This window comes from Pusillimonas sp. DMV24BSW_D, assembly GCF_011388195.1.
Classification (GTDB): domain Bacteria; phylum Pseudomonadota; class Gammaproteobacteria; order Burkholderiales; family Burkholderiaceae_B; genus Neopusillimonas; species Neopusillimonas aestuarii.
Genome location: NZ_CP049990.1, coordinates 338,787 through 356,948, shown reverse-complemented (window position 1 = coordinate 356,948; position 18,162 = coordinate 338,787). Strand labels below are relative to the sequence as shown.

General features: G+C 56.3%; 19 protein-coding genes. 8 read left to right on the top strand and 11 right to left on the bottom strand.

Translation table 11 applies throughout. The features are described from left to right. Positions 1–193 precede the first annotated feature (193 nt). On the top strand, positions 194–1,078 hold the full coding sequence (rpoH, locus tag G9Q38_RS01640; RefSeq protein WP_166127157.1) for an RNA polymerase sigma factor RpoH: 885 nt from the start codon (positions 194–196) through the stop codon (positions 1,076–1,078). Between the two features lie 207 nt (positions 1,079–1,285). Here rpoH and G9Q38_RS01635 read toward each other — a convergent pair whose 3' ends face one another. Genes G9Q38_RS01635 through G9Q38_RS01615 form a run of 5 tightly spaced genes read right to left on the bottom strand, consistent with a single transcriptional unit; the run spans position 1,286 to position 5,311 of the window. After that, a complete protein-coding gene (locus G9Q38_RS01635; protein WP_166127155.1) occupies positions 1,286–1,888 on the bottom strand; it encodes an SCO family protein in 603 nt (200 codons plus the stop codon). A gap of 37 nt (positions 1,889–1,925) precedes the next feature. Beyond that, positions 1,926–2,816: a heme o synthase gene (gene cyoE / locus G9Q38_RS01630; RefSeq protein WP_166127153.1), complete on the bottom strand. Its 891-nt coding sequence runs from the start codon at positions 2,814–2,816 to the stop codon at positions 1,926–1,928. Next, entirely contained in the window at positions 2,813–3,823 is a 1,011-nt protein-coding gene (locus tag G9Q38_RS01625; RefSeq protein WP_166132277.1) for a COX15/CtaA family protein, read from the bottom strand. The genes cyoE and G9Q38_RS01625 overlap by 4 nt, the downstream gene beginning before the upstream one ends. Before the next feature lie 7 nt (positions 3,824–3,830). Further along, complete coding sequence (locus G9Q38_RS01620) at positions 3,831–4,502, bottom strand: SCO family protein (protein WP_205962325.1); 672 nt, start codon at positions 4,500–4,502, stop codon at positions 3,831–3,833. A 2-nt stretch (positions 4,503–4,504) separates the two neighbouring features. Next, a complete protein-coding gene (locus tag G9Q38_RS01615) occupies positions 4,505–5,311 on the bottom strand; it encodes an SURF1 family protein (protein WP_166127151.1) in 807 nt (268 codons plus the stop codon). 35 nt (positions 5,312–5,346) lie between these two features. Here G9Q38_RS01615 and G9Q38_RS01610 point away from each other — a divergent pair, with 35 nt between their 5' ends. Further along, a complete protein-coding gene (locus G9Q38_RS01610) occupies positions 5,347–5,565 on the top strand; it encodes a twin transmembrane helix small protein (protein ID WP_166127149.1) in 219 nt (72 codons plus the stop codon). Positions 5,566–5,629: 64 nt separating this feature from the next. On the opposite strand, the gene G9Q38_RS01605 is transcribed toward G9Q38_RS01610, so the two are convergent. The 5 genes from G9Q38_RS01605 to coxB form a co-directional block, all read right to left on the bottom strand. Further along, a complete protein-coding gene (locus G9Q38_RS01605) occupies positions 5,630–6,505 on the bottom strand; it encodes a cytochrome c oxidase subunit 3 (protein WP_166127147.1) in 876 nt (291 codons plus the stop codon). Between the two features lie 38 nt (positions 6,506–6,543). Beyond that, positions 6,544–6,768, bottom strand: a complete 225-nt coding sequence (locus G9Q38_RS01600) for a DUF2970 domain-containing protein (RefSeq protein WP_114419325.1) — start codon at positions 6,766–6,768, stop codon at positions 6,544–6,546. A gap of 9 nt (positions 6,769–6,777) precedes the next feature. Beyond that, a complete protein-coding gene (locus G9Q38_RS15410; RefSeq protein WP_119441669.1) occupies positions 6,778–6,882 on the bottom strand; it encodes a hypothetical protein in 105 nt (34 codons plus the stop codon). Between the two features lie 5 nt (positions 6,883–6,887). Next, positions 6,888–8,480 (bottom strand): cytochrome c oxidase subunit I, encoded by a 1,593-nt coding sequence (gene ctaD / locus G9Q38_RS01595; protein WP_114419327.1) that lies wholly within the window; start codon positions 8,478–8,480, stop codon positions 6,888–6,890. 92 nt (positions 8,481–8,572) lie between these two features. Beyond that, complete coding sequence (gene coxB / locus G9Q38_RS01590) at positions 8,573–9,730, bottom strand: cytochrome c oxidase subunit II (protein ID WP_166127144.1); 1,158 nt, start codon at positions 9,728–9,730, stop codon at positions 8,573–8,575. Positions 9,731–9,961: 231 nt separating this feature from the next. On the opposite strand from coxB, the gene G9Q38_RS01585 reads away from it, so the two are divergent. The 5 genes from G9Q38_RS01585 to G9Q38_RS01565 are packed head-to-tail and all read left to right on the top strand — an operon-like array spanning position 9,962 to position 15,451. Next, positions 9,962–10,792: an NUDIX hydrolase gene (locus G9Q38_RS01585; protein ID WP_166127142.1), complete on the top strand. Its 831-nt coding sequence runs from the start codon at positions 9,962–9,964 to the stop codon at positions 10,790–10,792. 39 nt (positions 10,793–10,831) lie between these two features. Further along, positions 10,832–11,590, top strand: coding sequence for a PhaM family polyhydroxyalkanoate granule multifunctional regulatory protein (locus G9Q38_RS01580; protein WP_166127140.1), 759 nt, complete (start codon positions 10,832–10,834; stop codon positions 11,588–11,590). Positions 11,591–11,620: 30 nt separating this feature from the next. Continuing rightward, a complete protein-coding gene (glmU, locus tag G9Q38_RS01575; protein WP_166127138.1) occupies positions 11,621–12,988 on the top strand; it encodes a bifunctional UDP-N-acetylglucosamine diphosphorylase/glucosamine-1-phosphate N-acetyltransferase GlmU in 1,368 nt (455 codons plus the stop codon). Positions 12,989–13,000: 12 nt separating this feature from the next. Next, complete coding sequence (locus G9Q38_RS01570) at positions 13,001–14,362, top strand: MFS transporter (protein WP_166127135.1); 1,362 nt, start codon at positions 13,001–13,003, stop codon at positions 14,360–14,362. 30 nt (positions 14,363–14,392) lie between these two features. Next, positions 14,393–15,451 (top strand): glycosyltransferase family 4 protein, encoded by a 1,059-nt coding sequence (locus tag G9Q38_RS01565; RefSeq protein ID WP_166127132.1) that lies wholly within the window; start codon positions 14,393–14,395, stop codon positions 15,449–15,451. On the opposite strand, the gene G9Q38_RS01560 is transcribed toward G9Q38_RS01565, so the two are convergent. Then, positions 15,440–15,922 carry an Lrp/AsnC family transcriptional regulator gene (locus G9Q38_RS01560; protein WP_166127129.1) on the bottom strand — a complete coding sequence of 161 codons (483 nt, stop codon included), beginning with the start codon at positions 15,920–15,922 and terminating at the stop codon, positions 15,440–15,442. The two genes, G9Q38_RS01565 and G9Q38_RS01560, sit on opposite strands and share 12 nt — an antisense overlap. A 141-nt stretch (positions 15,923–16,063) precedes the next feature. Between G9Q38_RS01560 and glmS the strand changes: the two genes are divergently transcribed. Further along, positions 16,064–17,896 (top strand): glutamine--fructose-6-phosphate transaminase (isomerizing), encoded by a 1,833-nt coding sequence (gene glmS / locus G9Q38_RS01555; protein WP_119441663.1) that lies wholly within the window; start codon positions 16,064–16,066, stop codon positions 17,894–17,896. Positions 17,897–18,162: the final 266 nt, after the last annotated feature.

Sequence of the window (18,162 nt, the reverse complement as noted above, 5' to 3'; positions counted from 1 at the left end):
GAGAGTGATCGCGCTTGCCTGGTGGTTTTTCCACTGGGTAAGCGCTTTTTTTCGCGCGGGAACTTTTTGTTTTTTGGGTCGGTCAGAGTATTAGCACTCTAGCTCAATGAGTGCTAATATATGTAGTAGAAAGTAGCTTAACTTAAGGCTGTATAACGGTTTTATTACTTTCCCAACCAGGATTGCAAGACACATGACGACACAATCGCAAGCTTTGGCGCCTACGCAAAACACGTTAATGGCGGCCATTTCAAATCCCGGCGCGCTAGGTACCATAGAAGCCTATATCGCCGCGGTGAACCGCCTGCCGGTGCTTACGCAGGTACAGGAAACCGAGCTTGGCAAACGCCTGCGCGATCACGAAGATCTCGACGCGGCGCGCCAGCTTATTTTGTCGCATCTGCGTTTGGTGGTTTCCATCTCGCGCCAGTATCTGGGTTATGGCCTGGCCCATGCCGATCTCATTCAGGAAGGCAATATTGGGCTCATGAAAGCGGTTAAACGGTTCGACCCTGAGCGTGGTGTTCGCCTTGTTTCGTTTGCCGTTCACTGGATTAAAGCTGAAATTCATGAGTACATTGTGCGCAATTGGCGCATGGTGAAAGTGGCTACCACTAAGGCGCAACGCAAGTTGTTTTTCAATTTGCGTAGAATGCGGCCCGACGGCCAAACGCTTGACCCTTCCCAGGTGGCTGACATTGCACAGGAACTGAATGTGAGGCCGGAAGATGTCAGTGAAATGGAGGTTCGGCTTTCAGGGCGTGAAATGGCGCTGGAAGCGCCGGCCGACGATGAAGACGCCTACGCGCCGGTTTCGTACCTGTCCGACGACGGCCGGCAAGAGCCTTCCCAAGTGCTTGAACGCCGGGCGCATGACACTTTGCAAGGTCCTGCACTGGCCGAGGCGCTGGAAGGCCTTGATGCCCGTTCACGCCATATTGTTGAGTCGCGCTGGTTGCGCGATGAAGGCGGTGCAACCTTGCATGAACTGGCTGACGAGTACGGTATTTCCGCAGAACGTGTACGCCAGATCGAGGCGGCGGCATTCAAAAAGCTGAAGGTGGCGCTGGCACATTAAGCGTTTCGCGCTATTTACAATTTCATACAACTTTAAAGGGCAACGGGTCGAACTTATCCGTTGCCCTTTGTACTAAACAGGCATGGGGTGTTCTCCGACATTTACCTCGTTTTGTCAGGTAACCCCTTTTCCGCTTCTGCTTCTCTCAATCCCCTCCCTAAATGAAGCGGGTTTTAAAGGCGCCAGTCATGGTGCCTTTTTTTTGCCTTAAAGAAGCGCCTGAATGTCGTCTGCTATTTGTTGCGGGCCGGTATCGGGGCGAATTAGCACACGCGCGTTGCCTTCTTTGTCGAATAAGTAGAACGATGCGCTGTGATCCATGCTGTAGTTGCCGTCGCCTTGTTCCACCTTGCCGTAGAAGGCACGGAAAGAGCCGGCCGTTTGCTTGAGCTGTTCAGGTGTACCGGTGAGCCCGATGAAGTCGGGGTGGAACGCTTTAACGTATTGGGCAAGGCGTTCGGGTGTGTCGCGCTCGGGGTCGACGCTGATCATAGCCACTTGAACGTTTTTCGCGTCTTCGCCCAGCACCTGCATGGTTTGCGCCAGTTGCGCCATAGCGGTGGGACAAACGTCGGGGCAATGGGTGAACCCGAAAAATACCAGCAGGGCTTTGCCGTTAAAGTCGGCCATTGTGCGGGTTTGGCCGGTGTGGTCGGTCATGTTCAGGTCGGCGCCCAGGCCGCTGCCGCTGATGTCGGAGCCGTGAAATGAAGTGGTCGTATTCTGTTCGCCGCACGCCGCCAGGGCCAATGCAATACTTCCTGCGGCACAGGCTTTCAGAAAGCGGCGTTTTGATGGTTGAAGGAACATAAGTTGAATGGGACTTCAGGCTACGGGATGCTTCACGTTAAATAAGCAGAACCCAGTGATCGATCAGCAGGGCCAGGAACAAGAGCGATAGATACAAAATGGAAAAGCGGAACAGTTTGCGTGCCAGAGCGTCGGAATAATTTTTATACAGTTTCCAGGCGTACCACACGAAAAGACCGCTCAGTACAAAGGCACACGCCAGGTACAGCAGGCCGCTCATGCGCACCATGAAGGGCAGTAGCGTTGAGGCGAACAGCACCAGGCTATACAGAAAAATATGCAAACGGGTAAATTGCTGGCCGTGGGTAACGGGCAGCATAGGCAGGCCCGATTGGGCGTAATCGGTATTACGGTATAAGGCCAGTGCCCAGAAATGCGGTGGTGTCCAGATAAAGATAATCAGCACCAGAATCCAGGCTTCGGCGGGAACCGAGTTGGCGACCGCCGCCCAACCCAGGGCTGGAGGCATGGCACCTGAAAGCCCCCCAATCACAATATTCTGGGGTGTGAGCGGCTTAAGAATAATGGTGTAGATAATGGCGTACCCGACAAATGTGGCGAAGGTGAGCCACATGGTCAGGGGGTTAACCCAGTGGTACAGCACCAGCATCCCGGCACCGCCCAGTAAGCCCGACAGCACTAAAACCTGGGTGTTGGTGATGGTGCCTTGCGCGGTGGCGCGCCGCGCGGTGCGCAGCATTTTGGCGTCGACCTCCTGCTCGATGAGGCAGTTAATGGCGAAAGCGGCCGCTGCCAAAAGCCAGATGCCCACAATACCGGCAATCACAGGTTGCCAGGGCGGCAGACCAGGGCTGGCCAGAAACATGCCGATCACGGCACAGAACACCGCCAACTGGGTGACACGCGGTTTGGTTAGCACCCAATACTGGCGCCACAGGTTCGAAGAGTGAATTGATGCGGTACTCATACCTGTATTGTAGTCGGTCGCGCACCGGCGATGCGGACCAGTAAGGTTGTACTCATTAAAACAAGCCCTGCGGCCCCGCCGTTATGCAGCACGGCGATCAGCAGCGGCCATTCGAAGAAGATGGTGGTCAGGCCGGTGAACAATTGCGCGCATAGCAAAACCAGTACCCATGTGGCGGGCGTGCGCAAGCCGGGTTCGGCCCGCATTTGCCAGGCCAGCGTCCCCATGTAAGCGAATACGACCCAGGCGAAGTTACGGTGAATCCAGTGGATGCCCACCAAGGCTTCCTGGGAAATCATTTCGCCGGTGGGCAATTCGCCCAGGCCCCGGATCAATGAAAAGCCGTTTTGCAGATCCATGGCGGGCACCCATTGACCGTTGCAGGTGGGGAAGTCCATGCAGGCCAGTGCGGCGTAATTGGTGCTGACCCAGCCGCCCAGAGCAATTTGGATGAATAGCAACACAAAGCCGGCCAGCATCCAAGGTTGCCATCGTAGTGCGGCAACGGAAATGCGTTCATGCTGTTTTTCACGGGCGGCCAGCCAGGTCATCATTGCCAACAGCAGCATACCGCCCAACAAGTGTGCGGTGACGATAATCGGCATGAGCTTGTGGGTGACTGTCCAGGCGCCGAACGCGCCCTGCAGACATACTGCAATCAAGGTGGCGATGGCCAGTTTCGGTGTGTGCCCCAGTGTTTTGCGATGCCGCCAGGCCATGATGACGATGAAAATAATCAACAGCCCCAGGAAAGCGCCGACATAGCGGTGGATCATCTCGATCCAGGCTTTGGGAAAGCTGACCGGGCCATACGGCATGGCCTCGTAGGCTTGGCGGATATGATCGGCCGCGCCGATGGGGGTGATTTTGCCGTAGCACCCCGGCCAGTCGGGGCAGCCCAGGCCCGAATCGGTTAAGCGCACGAAGGCGCCGAACATAATGAGGTCGAGCGTTAAGAACCAGGTAAAAAAAACCAGCTTTCGATAGCGTGTTCTGATACGTTCCAACATCGGCCTAACCAATTCTGGAGTTATAGAGTAGCTTGCTGAGGTCTTGGCGCACTTCGGGGCCTCGCACTTCGGGGGGCGCGTTGTCGGGCGGGAATTCAAGCATTAAGTTGCCAAGCGGGTCGATGATCCACATGGGCTGGGTTAGCGCTTGCGCCTGACTAAGCGTGTCTGCATTGTCGACTGTATTGGTGGTCAGGAACCGGGCGAGTTGTTCCGGCTGGGCGCGCAGCATGATGGTTGACCCATACGCTTCCATGACTTTGCTTGGCACGGGTGTGTCGTCGGTAATCAGCCAAACACGCACGACACGATCAACATTTTTACCCTGGCTGGCATGCGAGTTTCGCAAAATAAACAGTTTTTCCACGCAGGATTCCGGGCAGGCGCCTTGGTCGGCTGTGAGCAAGACCCATTGCCCTTGCAGACTTTGCAAGTCGAACGACTCGCCGTCTAAGGTGGTGAGGTTCAACTCATTGGCGGGCGGCGTGGGCCGCTGGGGCTGAACCAGCTTCCCGTAGTTGGTGACCTCATCGGGGCGCAGCCCCAGAGCCGGCACGTAATAGGCCAGTAGCGCGGCGACAACCGGTGCGATGCAGAGTACGAAGATCCAGATCAGAGGTTGGATCGAACGTTTTTTCTGCGGATTCGGAGACGGAGAAGAGGTGTTGCTGACCACAGTTATTCCTTGAAGTGGGAAGGTGATGCGACGTTGCGCCTGCGTTGCCATGCGCGCCATGCAACGACCAGCCATGCGCCCAGGGCAATAAGCGCAAAAATAAACCATTGCAGCGCGTAACCGCGATTTTTATCGGCGTCGGTTTGTGGGGCGGCCCAGTCTTGAACGAGCGGTGTTCCATTTGGAAGCCGGTCGGCGGATGTTTGTTGCACAACGGCAGGAAGCAATTTTAGCCCGGTTGCCCGCTGCGCGTCTTGCAGCGATAAATTTTGCAATTCCGGTGGTGAATGCTGTTCCTGCCAGTTGGCTTGTTCTAGAGGCGATTCGGTGTCGGCCGCGCCAAAAGACCAGAGCTCAAAGAGCCGTGGAATATGGCTTAGCAACTCACCTTCAATGGTTTGTGTGCCTGCTGCGCCGCTTAGTTCCGGCAAAGTTTGTCCAGCCCCGATGGGGCGAGGAATCCAGCCTCGTAAAACGATAACGGCTTGGTTCGGTTCCAGTTCCAAAGGCGTCGCTACCCAGTACCCTGGTCGCCCTTCGTGGTTGCGGTTGGCCAATAATACGGTGAACTGATCAAGCCATTGGCCGGTTGCCTGAACACGACGCCACGGCGTAAGCTGTGCCGCGGGGGTTTGTACGCGCAGCGTTAGTGGCGCCATGGCGCGACCCGCATTTATTCGTTCCAGAATCGCCTCGCGCTCGGCGGCGCGGTCGAGTTGCCATTGCCCAAGAGAAAAGCACACGGCGGCCACAATGGCCAGGGTAATAAGTGCCGATAGGGTGCGAAGAGGAAGATTTGCTTGCGTCATGTCTGCGATAATTATAGTTTCTCGGGGAGCTGATCATGCGCGTAATTGTGATTCTGGCGTTTCTGGGTATTTTGGCCAGCTTGGCGTCGGCATTTATTTACCTCATGCGTGACAAAGGTGGCTCGAATCGAACCGTTAACGCTTTAACCGTCAGAATTGGGCTTTCAATTCTGTTGTTCTTGTTTGTGTTGCTGGCTCATCATCAAGGCTGGATTGAAAGTACCGGTATTACGTTCCGGCCTGTTCAGCCATAAAAAAAGCCGGTCATATCGACCGGCTTTAACGTGCCCGGCGCATGGCCGGGCGCTTGGGCAACTTTTAGAACCAGTACACAAACAGGTACAGGCCCAGCCACACGACATCGACGAAGTGCCAGTACCAGGCGGCACCTTCAAAGCCGAAATGGTGGTTTGCCGTGAAGTGCCCTTTAAGTAAACGGAACAAAATCACGGTAAGCATCGTGGCGCCCAGAATAACGTGGAAGCCGTGGAAGCCGGTAAGCATGTAGAACAGCGAACCATAGGCGCCCGAGTCAAATCGTAGGTTCAAATCTGAATAAGCATGCATGTATTCGTAGGCTTGAACGCCTACGAAGACAAAACCCAGAATAATGGTGGCTGCCAACCAGAACGCTGTTTTGCCCCGGTGGTTTTCACGCAGTGCGTGGTGCGAAATGGTCAGTGTCAAACCCGAAGTAAGCAGCAAGGCCGTATTAATGGTGGGCAGCCAGAACGGACCAACCGTTTGGAACGCCTCCACTACGCCTGCCGGCCCGAGGTTTGGCCAGGTGCCCGAGAAGTTCGGCCACAACAAGTTGCGGTGGTCGATGTCGGACAACCATGGAGTGGTGATTTCACGTACATACCACAGCGAACCGAAGAACGCGGCGAAGAACATCACTTCCGAGAAAATGAACCAGGCCATACTCCAGCGATAGGAGACGTCGACCCGGGCACTGTTCATACCGGTTTCAGATTCCCGGATGGCATCGCCAAACCAGCCCCATAATACGAAAAACAGGAACAGCAAGCCAACCAGAACCAACCAGGGGCCGGCGGCAATACTGTTAACCCAAAGGGCTGCGCCCAGCAAAACGAATAACAAAGCAATACTGGCGCGCACCGGATGCACGGAGTCGGCGGGCACGTAGTAGTAAGGTGCCTGATTGCCGTTGGCCGAGTGACCTGCACTCATGGTGTTCTCCTACGAATTATTTAAATTTTACAAATACATTAAACCGCTTGGGCAACGAACCATTGCGCTATTAGCACCAGCCCTACCACGAAGATAACGGTGGCGATAACGGCCGCAATGATTAAATGAACCGGATTAAGGCGTTCAATGTCCTCGTTGTAGCCTTTGCCCTTGCGTACCCCAAAAAATCCCCACAAAACGGCTTTCACTGTTTGGAAGAAATTGAGCTTGCGCTTGGACAGTTCCTTCAGATCGTTGCTCATAAACCTACTTTAGCCGATACCGCCGCGGTAGAACACCCACCCCATAATGGCAAATACGATAACTGCCAGGATAAGGCCGGTGATGCGATTGCGGCGGCGTTGTTCGGGTGTCATAAACGTTACTTCACTTCTGGTGGCGTTTCGAATGTGTGGAAGGGTGCAGGTGAGGGCACCGTCCACTCGAGGCCTTCAGCGCCTTCCCATGGCTTGGCGGGAGCGGGTTCGCCGCGACCTGAGTAAGCCTTCAGCACAACATAAATGAAGATCAGCTGCGACAGACCGAACCAGAACGCGCCAATTGTGGCCACCTGGTGGAAATCGGTGAACTGTGCTGCGTAGTCGGCATAGCGACGCGGCATGCCGGCCAGACCCAGGAAGTGCATGGGGAAGAAAGTGACGTTAAAGGAAATCATGGTTGACCAGAAGTGCCACTTGGCCAGGCGCTCGTCGTACATGCGGCCTGTCCATTTGGGCAGCCAGTAGTACGCACCGCCGAACAGGGCGAACAACGAGCCGGCCACCAACACGTAATGGAAGTGCGCCACCACATAGTAGGTATCGTGCACGGCGATATCAATGGGGGCCACAGCCAGGATCAGGCCGGTAAAGCCGCCGATGGTGAACACGAAGATAAAGCCGATCGAGAACAACATGGGGGTTTCAAAGCTCATGGAGCCGCGCCACATGGTGGCGACCCAGTTGAAGATCTTCACGCCGGTCGGCACCGAAATAAGCATGGTGGCGTACATGAAGTACAACTGTCCGGTTACCGGCATGCCGGTGGTGAACATATGGTGCGCCCATACCAAGAAGGAGAGAATGGCAATAGCGGCCGTTGCATACACCATGGAGGCATAGCCGAACAAACGCTTGCGCGAGAATGCAGGCACGATGGCGGATACGATGCCAAAGGCCGGCAGAATCATAATGTAGACCTCGGGGTGACCGAAGAACCAGAATACGTGCTGATACAGAACAGGGTCACCACCAGCAGCAGCGTTGAAGAACGCGGTACCGAAGTGGCGGTCGGTGAGCAGCATGGTTACGGCGGCGGCCAGTACGGGCATTACGGCAATAAGCAGATACGCCGTAATGAGCCATGTCCAGCAGAACAGCGGCATTTTCATGAGCGTCATGCCGGGTGCGCGCATGTTCAGAATGGTGACGATAATGTTGATGGCGCCCATAATGGATGAAGCACCCAGAATGTGCACACCAAAAATGGCCAGGTCCATGCCGGCGCCCATTTGCAGCGTAAGCGGCGCGTACATGGTCCAGCCCGCCGCCATGGCACCGCCCGGGACGAAGAAGGATGCCGTGAACAGAATGGCACCGACCGGCAACAGCCAGAAGCTGAAGTTGTTCATGCGGGCAAAGGCCATGTCGGAGGCGCCGATTTGCAGCGGAATCATCCAGTTGGCGAAGCCCACGAAGGCCGGCATGATGGCGCCGAACACCATGATAATGCCGTGCATGGTGGTGAACTGATTGAACAATTCAGGCTGGAAAAACTGCAGGCCGGGTTCGAATAGTTCGGTACGCAACAGCAAAGCCAGGGTGCCGCCTTCCAGCAGCATAAGGAACGAGAAGATGAGGTACATCGTCCCGATGTCTTTGTGGTTGGTGGCGAACAACCAACGGCGCCACCCCTTGGGGGCGCCATGGGCGTGATCGTCGTGCCCGTGGGTGTGATCGGCAGTGATACTGCTCATGGTGGACTCCTTCCTACTTTGCCGGGGCCGTGTGTTCCAGCGCGACCCCGGTAGAAAAAACTAGCGAATAAACTACGTTAACAACGTTGTGCCTAGCGCAAGGCGGTGACTTCGGCGGGTTGAACAACCGGGTCTTCACCTTTGCCTTCATTGCTCCACGCGTTGCGGATGTAGGTGCTGACAGCAGCAATTTCCACATCGTTAAGCTGGTCGCGGAAGGCCGCCATGGCCGTGCCCTGAACCCCATTCAACACGGTTTCAAGCTGTGTTTTCATTGGGCCCAGAACCACTTGTGAGCCGTCGAGCGCAGGGAATGCGCCCGGTGTGCCCTTGCCGTTGGCTTGGTGGCATGCAACGCAGTTGGCAGCGTAAACCTGCTCGCCACGTGTCATGAGTTCTTCTTTGGTCCACTCTTTGGTTGGGTCGTCGGCTGCGTTGGCCAAGGCTTTCTGCTGCTCTTGGGCCCAGGCGTTGAAGTCGTCTTGTGAGACTACATCGACAACAATGGGCATGTAGGCGTGGTCTTTACCACAGAGTTCTGCGCACTGACCGCGATAGGTACCAATTTTTTCGGCACGGAACCAGGTGTCGCGCAGGAAGCCGGGAATGGCGTCTTGCTTCACACCTAACTCGGGCACCATCCAGGAGTGGATGACGTCGCCGGCAGTTAGCACAATACGTACTTTTTTGTCGACCGGCACAACCAGCGGCTGGTCGACTTCCATAAGATAGAACTCACCGGGGGGCTCTTTGCCCAGGCGCTGCGCCATGGGAGTGCTTAGGTTGGAAAGGAAGCTGACCCCTTCAGCCGCGCCGTCGACGTATTCGTAACCCCATTTCCATTGATAGCCGGTAACTTTAACAGTGAGGTCGGCACTGGAGGTGTCCTTCATGGCCACCACGGTTTTGGTGGCGGGCAGCGCCATGGCCACCACAATAAGGAAAGGGATGACCGTCCAGGCCACTTCCACACCCACGTGCTCGTGGAACTTGGAAGGCTTGAAGCCGGCGGCCTTGCGGTGGCGGACAATGGAGTAAAACATGACCCCGAATACGCCAATGAAGATGACCGTACAGATGATAAGCATCATCCAGTGCAACCAAACAATATCGTTGGCAATCTGGGTAACCCCTTCCGGCAGATTCAGCTGGTTGACCCTTGGACCCCCCGGCATATCTTTCACCTGCGCACCGGCCACACTTGCAAATAGCAATGCGCTGGTGCCCAGTACCCCTCTCAACTTCTTCATGCTGACCTCGAAATACAGTATGCCCTGCCGTTTCCGGCGTTGACCGTCAGACCTGGGTAAGCCGGCCTGCGGCGCGAGCACAATTATCAGATGGCAAGGACGAGTACAAACGACCTGTAGACAACAGACCCACCCGGACTATGCCCCATTGAATTACGTCTAAACCGCAGAATTATAACGAACCTGCGGCGGTCGTGGGGCAAAGGGGCCGTCTTACACTACAATTTGCGCATGAATGCACACATTGAATCCCTTACGCTAAGCCAGGTTCAGGCACGTCTTGAAGCGCTTCATCCGCGTCTGCAACAATTGCCTCCGCTGGGCTCCCGGCCCCTTACGATTGCGGGTCGGGTGTGTGGCTGGATCACTGCACGGGCAACCGAGGCGGTGCAGGCGCTTGAAGGGGTCCGGGTTGAGCGCGAGGCGGTGCATGTGGGCGCGCGCTTTGTGAACCCTTCTGCGGCGTTGAACGCGCTTTTGGCCAATGTGGCCGTGGCGCTTAAAGAAGCCGGTTGCGCGCGCGGCTGGCGCGATGAGCTATTGGATGTCGTGGGTGAAGGTTGTCGCCTGGGTGCGATTGAACGCGCCGCGGTCCGACCTATGGGTTTGCTGACGCGCGCCGTGCACTTGAACGCCTGGACTCCGGACGGGCGCTTATATGTGGCGCGGCGTTCCGCCACAAAAAATACCGACCCCGACATGCTGGATACCCTGGTGGGTGGATTGGCCGGCGTGGGCGAAGATATGGACACGGCATTGGTGCGCGAAAGTTACGAAGAGGCGGGTTTGGCTGAAACGGATATCGCGCCGCGCGATTCGGTACGTACCATTGTGCGGATGCATCGTCGTTTGCCGGAAGGCTACCAGGTGGAAGATGTCCTGGTCAGCGAGTGCGTGCTGGCCGACTCTGTGGCGCCGCGTAATATCGACGGCGAAGTCAGTGAAATTATGGCGGTGACGCCTGCACAGCTATGGCAGTTGCTTACGGAAGAACAGTTCACCCTGGAGGCATCGCTGGTTATTTTAGACAGTTTACGGTCACGCCTGATGCAAACTGCGTAAAATGACTTTGTTGCTTGCTAACGTTGGTGCGGAGGCGCTATGACTCAATCGAATAACAGTAATCCGTTTATGTTCCCGGGGCTTGGTCAGCAAGGAGATTTGGGGCACAACCCCATGCTGGCCAGTATAGAAATGATGCGTCAGGCCTGGGATAACCTGGCTCAGGCGGGGGCCTCGCACGGGCTTGGGTTGGCCGCGCCGCCTATGAATATTGAAGATCTCGACCGCCGTATCGCCGAGTTACGTACTGTTGAAAACTGGCTGCGCATGAACTTGTCGATGCTCACCAGTACTATTCAGGGTCTGGAGGTGCAGCGCGCCACCATTTCCACATTAAAGTCTTTTGTTTCACCCGAAGGCATGACCGGCAATGGCGACAACCCTTCGGCACTTGAGGTGGCGCTGGGTTTGAAGCCGTCGGGGCAGGCCAAAATCAAACCGGCACCTGCCGCAGAGCATGAATCGGCGGGTGCGGAAGCCATGCAACAGGGGACCGAGGCGGCTCAAGCCTGGTGGTCGATGTTGCAAAATCAATTCAATACCTTGGCCTCGGCTACCTCGGCCGGTATGGCAACTGGAGACACCTTCGGTAAAGCAAGTGGCGGTGCTAAAAAGGCAGCGGGTGCTTCCGCCTCGTCGGCCGATGCCAAAAGCACGATGTCAGCGGCTTCGGCACCGAAACGGACGGCGGCTGCGCGTGCACGCAAGCCAACCGGGGCTGCGGCACGCCAGAAAACCGGCGCGGCGCGCAAAACAGCCGCCCGTAAACGTTCTGCAGCGAAAAAAGCCGCAGGTTGATCAGCAAACTTTCCTGAAAGTGTTTTATTCATGTTGAATATTGTGATTCTGGCAGCAGGGTTGGGTAAGCGTATGCAGTCCAGCCTGCCTAAAGTTCTGCATCCTGTTGCCGGCAAACCCATGCTGGCACACGTGATTGATCAGGCCCGGTTATTGAAGCCGGGCCGTATTGTTGTGGTCGTGGGGCACGGCGCCGAAACGGTGAAGGAAGCTTTCGCCCATGCCGGTGATTTGGATTTTGTATTGCAAAGCCCGCAGCAGGGCACCGGACATGCCGTTATGCAGGCCATTCCGTTATTGCAGCAGGCCGACCCCAATGGGGCCACCTTGGTGTTGTATGGCGATGTGCCTTTGGTGCAATCGGCCACCCTGGAAAGTCTGTTGGACGCGCGCCATGGTGGCTTGGCCGTTCTTACCGAAAAGCTGGTGGATCCGACCGGCTACGGCCGCATTGTGCGGGGCTCAAGCGGCCACGTAGAGCGCATTGTGGAACACAAAGATGCCAACGATGCAGAACGCGCCATTAACGAGGTGAATACGGGTATTCTTGCGGCGCCCACAGGCAAGCTAATTGAGTGGCTGGGGCAAATTTCCAACAACAATGCCCAAGGCGAGTATTACCTGACGGACGTGGTGGGCCTGGCGGTGCGTGACGGGGTGACTGTGGGAGCCGCTCATCCTTCAGCGGCTTATGAAACTCTGGGTGTTAACAGCCGGGTTCAGCAGGCCCAGCTTGAGCGCTTGTGGCAGGCGGAGCAGGCGCGGCGCCTGCTTGAGCAGGGCGTCACGCTAGCCGACCCGGCCCGTTTCGATTTGCGTGGCACCCTGCAATGCGGGCGCGACGTGTTCATTGATGTGGGTTGTGTGTTTGAAGGCGATGTCGTGCTGGAAGACGGTGTGCGTGTGGGGCCGCACTGCGTGGTGAAAGCCGCGACAATTGGCGCCGGGTCGTTGGTTGAAGCGTTCAGCCATATCGACGACGCAGCGGTGGGTGCGCAGGCCCGTATCGGCCCGTATGCGCGCCTGCGTCCCGGTGCACACGTGGGCGAACAGGCGCATGTGGGTAATTTTGTGGAAATCAAGAAAAGCCGGTTGGGTAAAGGATCGAAAGCGAACCATTTGGCGTACATTGGGGATGCCCAGGTGGGCGAGCGCGTGAATATTGGCGCGGGCACCATCACTTGCAATTACGACGGCGTGAACAAATTTCAAACCATTATTGAAGACGACGTCTTTATTGGCTCGGACACGCAACTGGTGGCGCCGGTTCGTGTTGGAAAAGGGGCCACGCTGGGGGCCGGCACCACGCTAACCAAAGATGCGCCCGCAGGCAAGTTAACGTTGTCGCGCTCTCGGCAAACCACGATAGAGCACTGGAAGCGGCCGGAAAAAAAGTAGTAGGCATTCAACATGACCGAATTCAAAGATGGCTTGCCCATGCCGCGTCGCCTTTGGGCGATGGCGGTGCTGATGGCGGGGTTGGCGTTGGTGTCGTGGGATATGGCGGCCGCCAACGTGGCGCTGCCCGATATTGCAACCGATCTGAATGTGTTGCCGGGCTTGGTGGTGTGGGTCATGATTGCCTATACCGTGACGGTGTTAGTGGGTATTTTGCCTTCGTCGGCGGTGGCTGAGCGCATTGGTTTTCGGCAAATGTACGGACTGGGTTCCACTATTTTCATGGTGGGTGCGCTCGCGTGTGCGTTCTCTACGTCGTTCTCCATGTTGTTGATTGCGCGGGTCGTGCAAGGCATTGGTTCAGCTATGTTAATGAGCCTTTTCGGCGGCTTGGTGCGCAATATTTACCCCATGCGGCAACTGGGGCTGGGTGTGAGTTTGAGCTCTTTGGTGGTGGGTGTTCTGGCTGTGTTGGGGCCGGCAATTGGCGCCTTCATTATTGAGCTTTCGTCGTGGCGCTGGACGTTTGTCGTGTATACGCCGGTGTGTGTGGCGTTGCTGTTCGGTTTGCGGGCTTTGCCCGATGTGCCGCGCACCAGCAAACGTTTCGATTGGCTGTCGTGCGGCTTAAGTATGATCACCTTTGGTTTGTTTGTGGTCGGGCTCGACATGCTGGTGTCGAATTTGGTGTGGGCGCTGGGGTTCCTGGGGGTGTCGTGCATTGCCGGTTGTTGGTTGTTCAGGCGCGCGGGCAGGCAGGAAGCGCCGTTGGTGCCGCTTGATTTATTGCGTATTCGGCCCATTGCCTTTGCCGTTAGTGCCTCATTGGCTTCGTTTGCCTCGCAGATGTCGGCCATGGTGGCGCTGCCGTTTTATCTCATTCATATGCTTGATTACAGTTATGGGCAGGTTGGGGTGTTGCTGGCCGCCTGGTCGGTGGGCGTGGCCAGTATGGCACCCATTGCAGGCTGGATGTCAGATAGGTATCGTGTGGCCGTCTTGTGCATTATTGGGGCCGGTTTAACCGGGGCGGGTTTGATCTGGACGGTACTGATGCCGCTTGATTCGCCGCATTACGCCATGTTGGCGCCGATGGTGCTAAGCGGGATTGGCGTGGGCTTTTTCCAAACCCCGAACAACCGTGCCATGCTGGCCGGGGCGCCCCGGCGCAGAAGTGGTGCGGCCGGCGGCTTGCAGGCCACTACGCGGGTGTTGGGGCAAAGTGTCGGCACCGCGCTGGCGGCTATTGCGTTTCAACTGGGTGGCGATAACGGCCCGGTTGTGTCCATTTCCGTTAGCATTGTTTGCGCTTTGCTGGCCGTGGTTATTAATGTCGTGCGCCATTTCAACCCCACGCCCGATTTGCAGTTGTAGCGCAACAAAGCAACCTGATGCAGATTATTTATGCGTGTATTGCAGCTTAATTTTGAACGTGGTTGGCGCGGTGGTGAACGGCAAACGTTGTTGTGTTTGCAACAACTGCGCGAGCGCGGCATCGACGCCCAACTGCTGGCGCGGGCGGGTGAGCCATTGGCTCAGGCGGCACGTGCCGAGGGGTTTACCGTGCACGCGGCGAAAGGGGTGTTGGGGGCGTGTTTCAAGTTGCTGTGTATCGGGCGCGGGTTTGACGTTCTGCATGCGCAAACCGCCAATACGCTAAGTTGGCTGGCGGTGCTGAAACCGTTGTTGGGTCGGCTGGTGGTGTTTACCCGCCGCACGTCTTTTCGGGTGACGCCGTCGAAACAGCCGCGCACTGCAATGAAATGGCGGCGGGTCGATGCATTTGTTGCCATTAGTGAAGCAGCGGCAGTCGAGCCGGGGCGATTGGGTTTGAATGTTTCCATTATTCGCAGTGCTATTGAGCCTGCCGTGCCGAATGATGAACGAATCGCTGCGCTGAAGCAGCGTTATGCGCTGCAAGATCGGCACGTAGTGGGTACCAGCGCGGCGCTTACGCGAGAAAAAGACCCATTAACGCTTATTCGTGCAGTTCATCAATTGCGTAAAACGCACCCTCAGGTGGTGTGTTTGCATTTTGGCGGTGACGGCGATGTGTCCGATGCCGCCCGGCAGTTGGTGAAAGAGCTGGACTTATCGCAGCACTATGTGTTTGCAGGTTTCGAGCCGGGCGTGGAACAAGTCTACGGCCTGTTCGATGTGTTCGCCTTGTCTTCCGTAGAGGAGGCGTTAGGTAGTAGCGTACTGGATGCGTTCAGCCAGAATGTTCCCGTTGTGGCGACCCGGGCCGGGGGCTTGAAAGAAAGCCTGGCCGAAGGGCGCGGCTTGTTGTGCGACGTGGGCGATTTCCGTGCGATGGCCGAGAACCTGGCGCAGGTTTTAGACGGTGCCGATTTGCGTGCGGAAATGACACGTAAAGCCTATGACTATGTTTTGCGCGAGCACAATGTGAAGGTGATGGGCGACCGTTATATGGCGCTATACCAGGCTGCGCTAAAGCAATGAGTGGGTATTGAATTTCGAGCGGTGTACGGAAAAGAAGGTGCGCACATTGCGAATGTTGCCCTGCTCAGTAAACAAACGATGTGCCAGTGCATGGTAGGCGGGCATGTCTTCCACTTGCACCACCAGAATGAAATCCGGCCCCGGCGACACGCGATAACACTGCAAAACCCGCGTTTCTTTGTGCATCTGTTGCTCAAACGCGGCGAACACCTGCTCGGTTTGGGTGTTTAGGGTAATTTCGCAAATAGCCGTGAGGCTGTTGCCCAGTTTCTCAGGGTTCAAAATCGCCACTTGTTTTTCGATGATGCCGGCTTCGGTTAGGCGGCGTACCCGCCGCAGGCAGGTGGGGGGGGAAGCATGTACCTGTTGTGCCAGCTCCAGGTTGGACACCGCGCTATTGTGCTGGAGCGCATTGAGAATGCGGATGTCCAGGTCGTCGAGTTTGACTGTGGATTTCGTAAGCGCCATCATCTAGTTGTGAAATAATATTTCATGGTTACACATTATTGAAATATTATTTCATATTAAAGATAAATAAGAAATCTTATTTCGCTCAGCTTTGCGCACAATAGGCCATTGCCTGATTTGGCTTGTGTGCAAGGAGAACAAACGATGTGCGGAATTGTTGGCGCTGTGGCGCAGCGTAATGTAGTGCCCGTATTGCTGGAAGGCCTGAAGCGCCTGGAGTATCGTGGATACGATTCCTGCGGCGTGGCCGTTCATGCCGACGGCGACTTGCAGCGCGCCCGCAGCACGCATCGCGTGGCGGAGCTGGAACGCGAGGTGCAAGACACCGCGCTGGCCGGCTTTACCGGCATTGCGCATACGCGCTGGGCCACGCACGGTGCACCCGCCACCCACAACGCCCACCCGCATTTTTCCGGCCAAAGTCGGGGTAAAGCCCGCATTGCCCTGGTGCATAACGGCATTATTGAAAACCACGACGAACTGCGCGAAGAGCTGGAAGCAGCCGGTTATGTGTTCGAAAGCCAGACCGACACCGAGGTAATTGCGCATTTAATCGACCATCTGTATTCGGCCGACCTGTTCGAAGCCGTGCAAGCAGCCGTGCGCCGTTTGGAAGGTGCCTACGCCATTGCGGTGTTCTGCCAAGACGAGCCCCACCGCGTGGTGGGTGCACGGCAAGGCTCGCCGCTGGTGGTGGGGTGTGGTCAGAATGAAAACTTTCTGGCGTCGGATGCGCTGGCGCTGGCCGGCACAACTGACCAGATCATTTACCTGGAAGACGGCGATGTAGTGGATTTGCAGTTGTCGCGCGTATGGATTGTGGATGCGCAGGGCAATGAGGTGAAGCGTGAAGTGCACACCGTGCAAATTCATACCGGCGCGGCAGAGTTGGGCCCCTACCGCCATTACATGCAGAAGGAGATTTTCGAGCAGCCTCGTGCGGTGGGCGACACCCTGCAAGACATTCAAAGCATTACGCCGGAATTGTTCGGTGACGGCGCCTACGACGTCTTCAAAACCATTGACCGCGTGTTGATTCTGGCGTGCGGCACCAGTTACTACGCCGGGATGACCGCGCGTTACTGGATTGAATCGGTGGCCAAGATTCCCGTAAACGTGGAAATTGCCAGCGAATATCGCTATCGCGACAGCGTGCCCGACCCGCGTACGTTGGTGGTGACCATTTCACAATCGGGCGAAACGGCCGATACCCTGGCGGCGTTGAAGCACGCGCAAAGCCAGGGTATGGAACATACGTTGACGATTTGCAATGTGGGCACCAGCGCCATGGTGCGCGAGTGCAAGTTGTCGTACCTGACGCGCGCCGGTGTTGAGATAGGCGTGGCGTCGACCAAAGCGTTTACCACGCAGCTTACCGGCTTGTTTCTGCTGACGCTTGCTCTGGCGCAGGTGAAGGGCCGCATTAACGAAACCCAGGAGCACGATTACCTGAAAGCGTTGCGCCATTTACCGGTGGCCATTACGGCTGTGTTGGCGCTGGAGCCGCAAATTATGGCGTGGGCCGACCGTTTTGCCAGTAAGGAAAATGCACTGTTCCTGGGCCGTGGCATGCATTACCCCATTGCCATGGAGGGGGCGCTGAAGCTGAAAGAGATTAGCTATATTCACGCCGAGGCGTATCCTGCCGGGGAGTTGAAGCACGGGCCGTTGGCGCTTGTAACGGACCAGATGCCGGTGGTAACGATTGCACCGCGCGATGAGTTGCTGGAGAAGTTGAAGTCGAATATGCAGGAGGTGCGTGCGCGTGGGGGCGAGTTGTATGTGTTCGCGGATGCGGATACGCGGATTACGGCCAGCCCTGGGATGCATGTGATTCGGATGCCCGAGAACTATGGGAAGCTGTCACCGATTTTGCATACGATTCCGTTGCAGTTGCTGGCGTATCACGCGGCGTGTGCGCGGGGGACAGATGTGGATAAGCCGCGGAATTTGGCTAAGAGTGTGACGGTGGAGTGATTGGTTTTTTTTGCTGGTGGGGGTGAAGATTGAAAATAAAGTCTGTCGGAAGGGAATAAAGTCTGTCGATCTTTTATTGATGCTAACGTCATTCAAAATACATTAAATTTCAGCTATCTTCGCCCTTTTGTTGTTTTTTGAGTGATGCGGTCGTATTGAGATCGCATAGCTATTATGTAGAAGACTGAAAATCCGGGCGACCCTTCCATTTTCACGTCTTGCTAATGCGCTGCGCCAAACTCTCAAGTTGCATATCGCTAGATCGC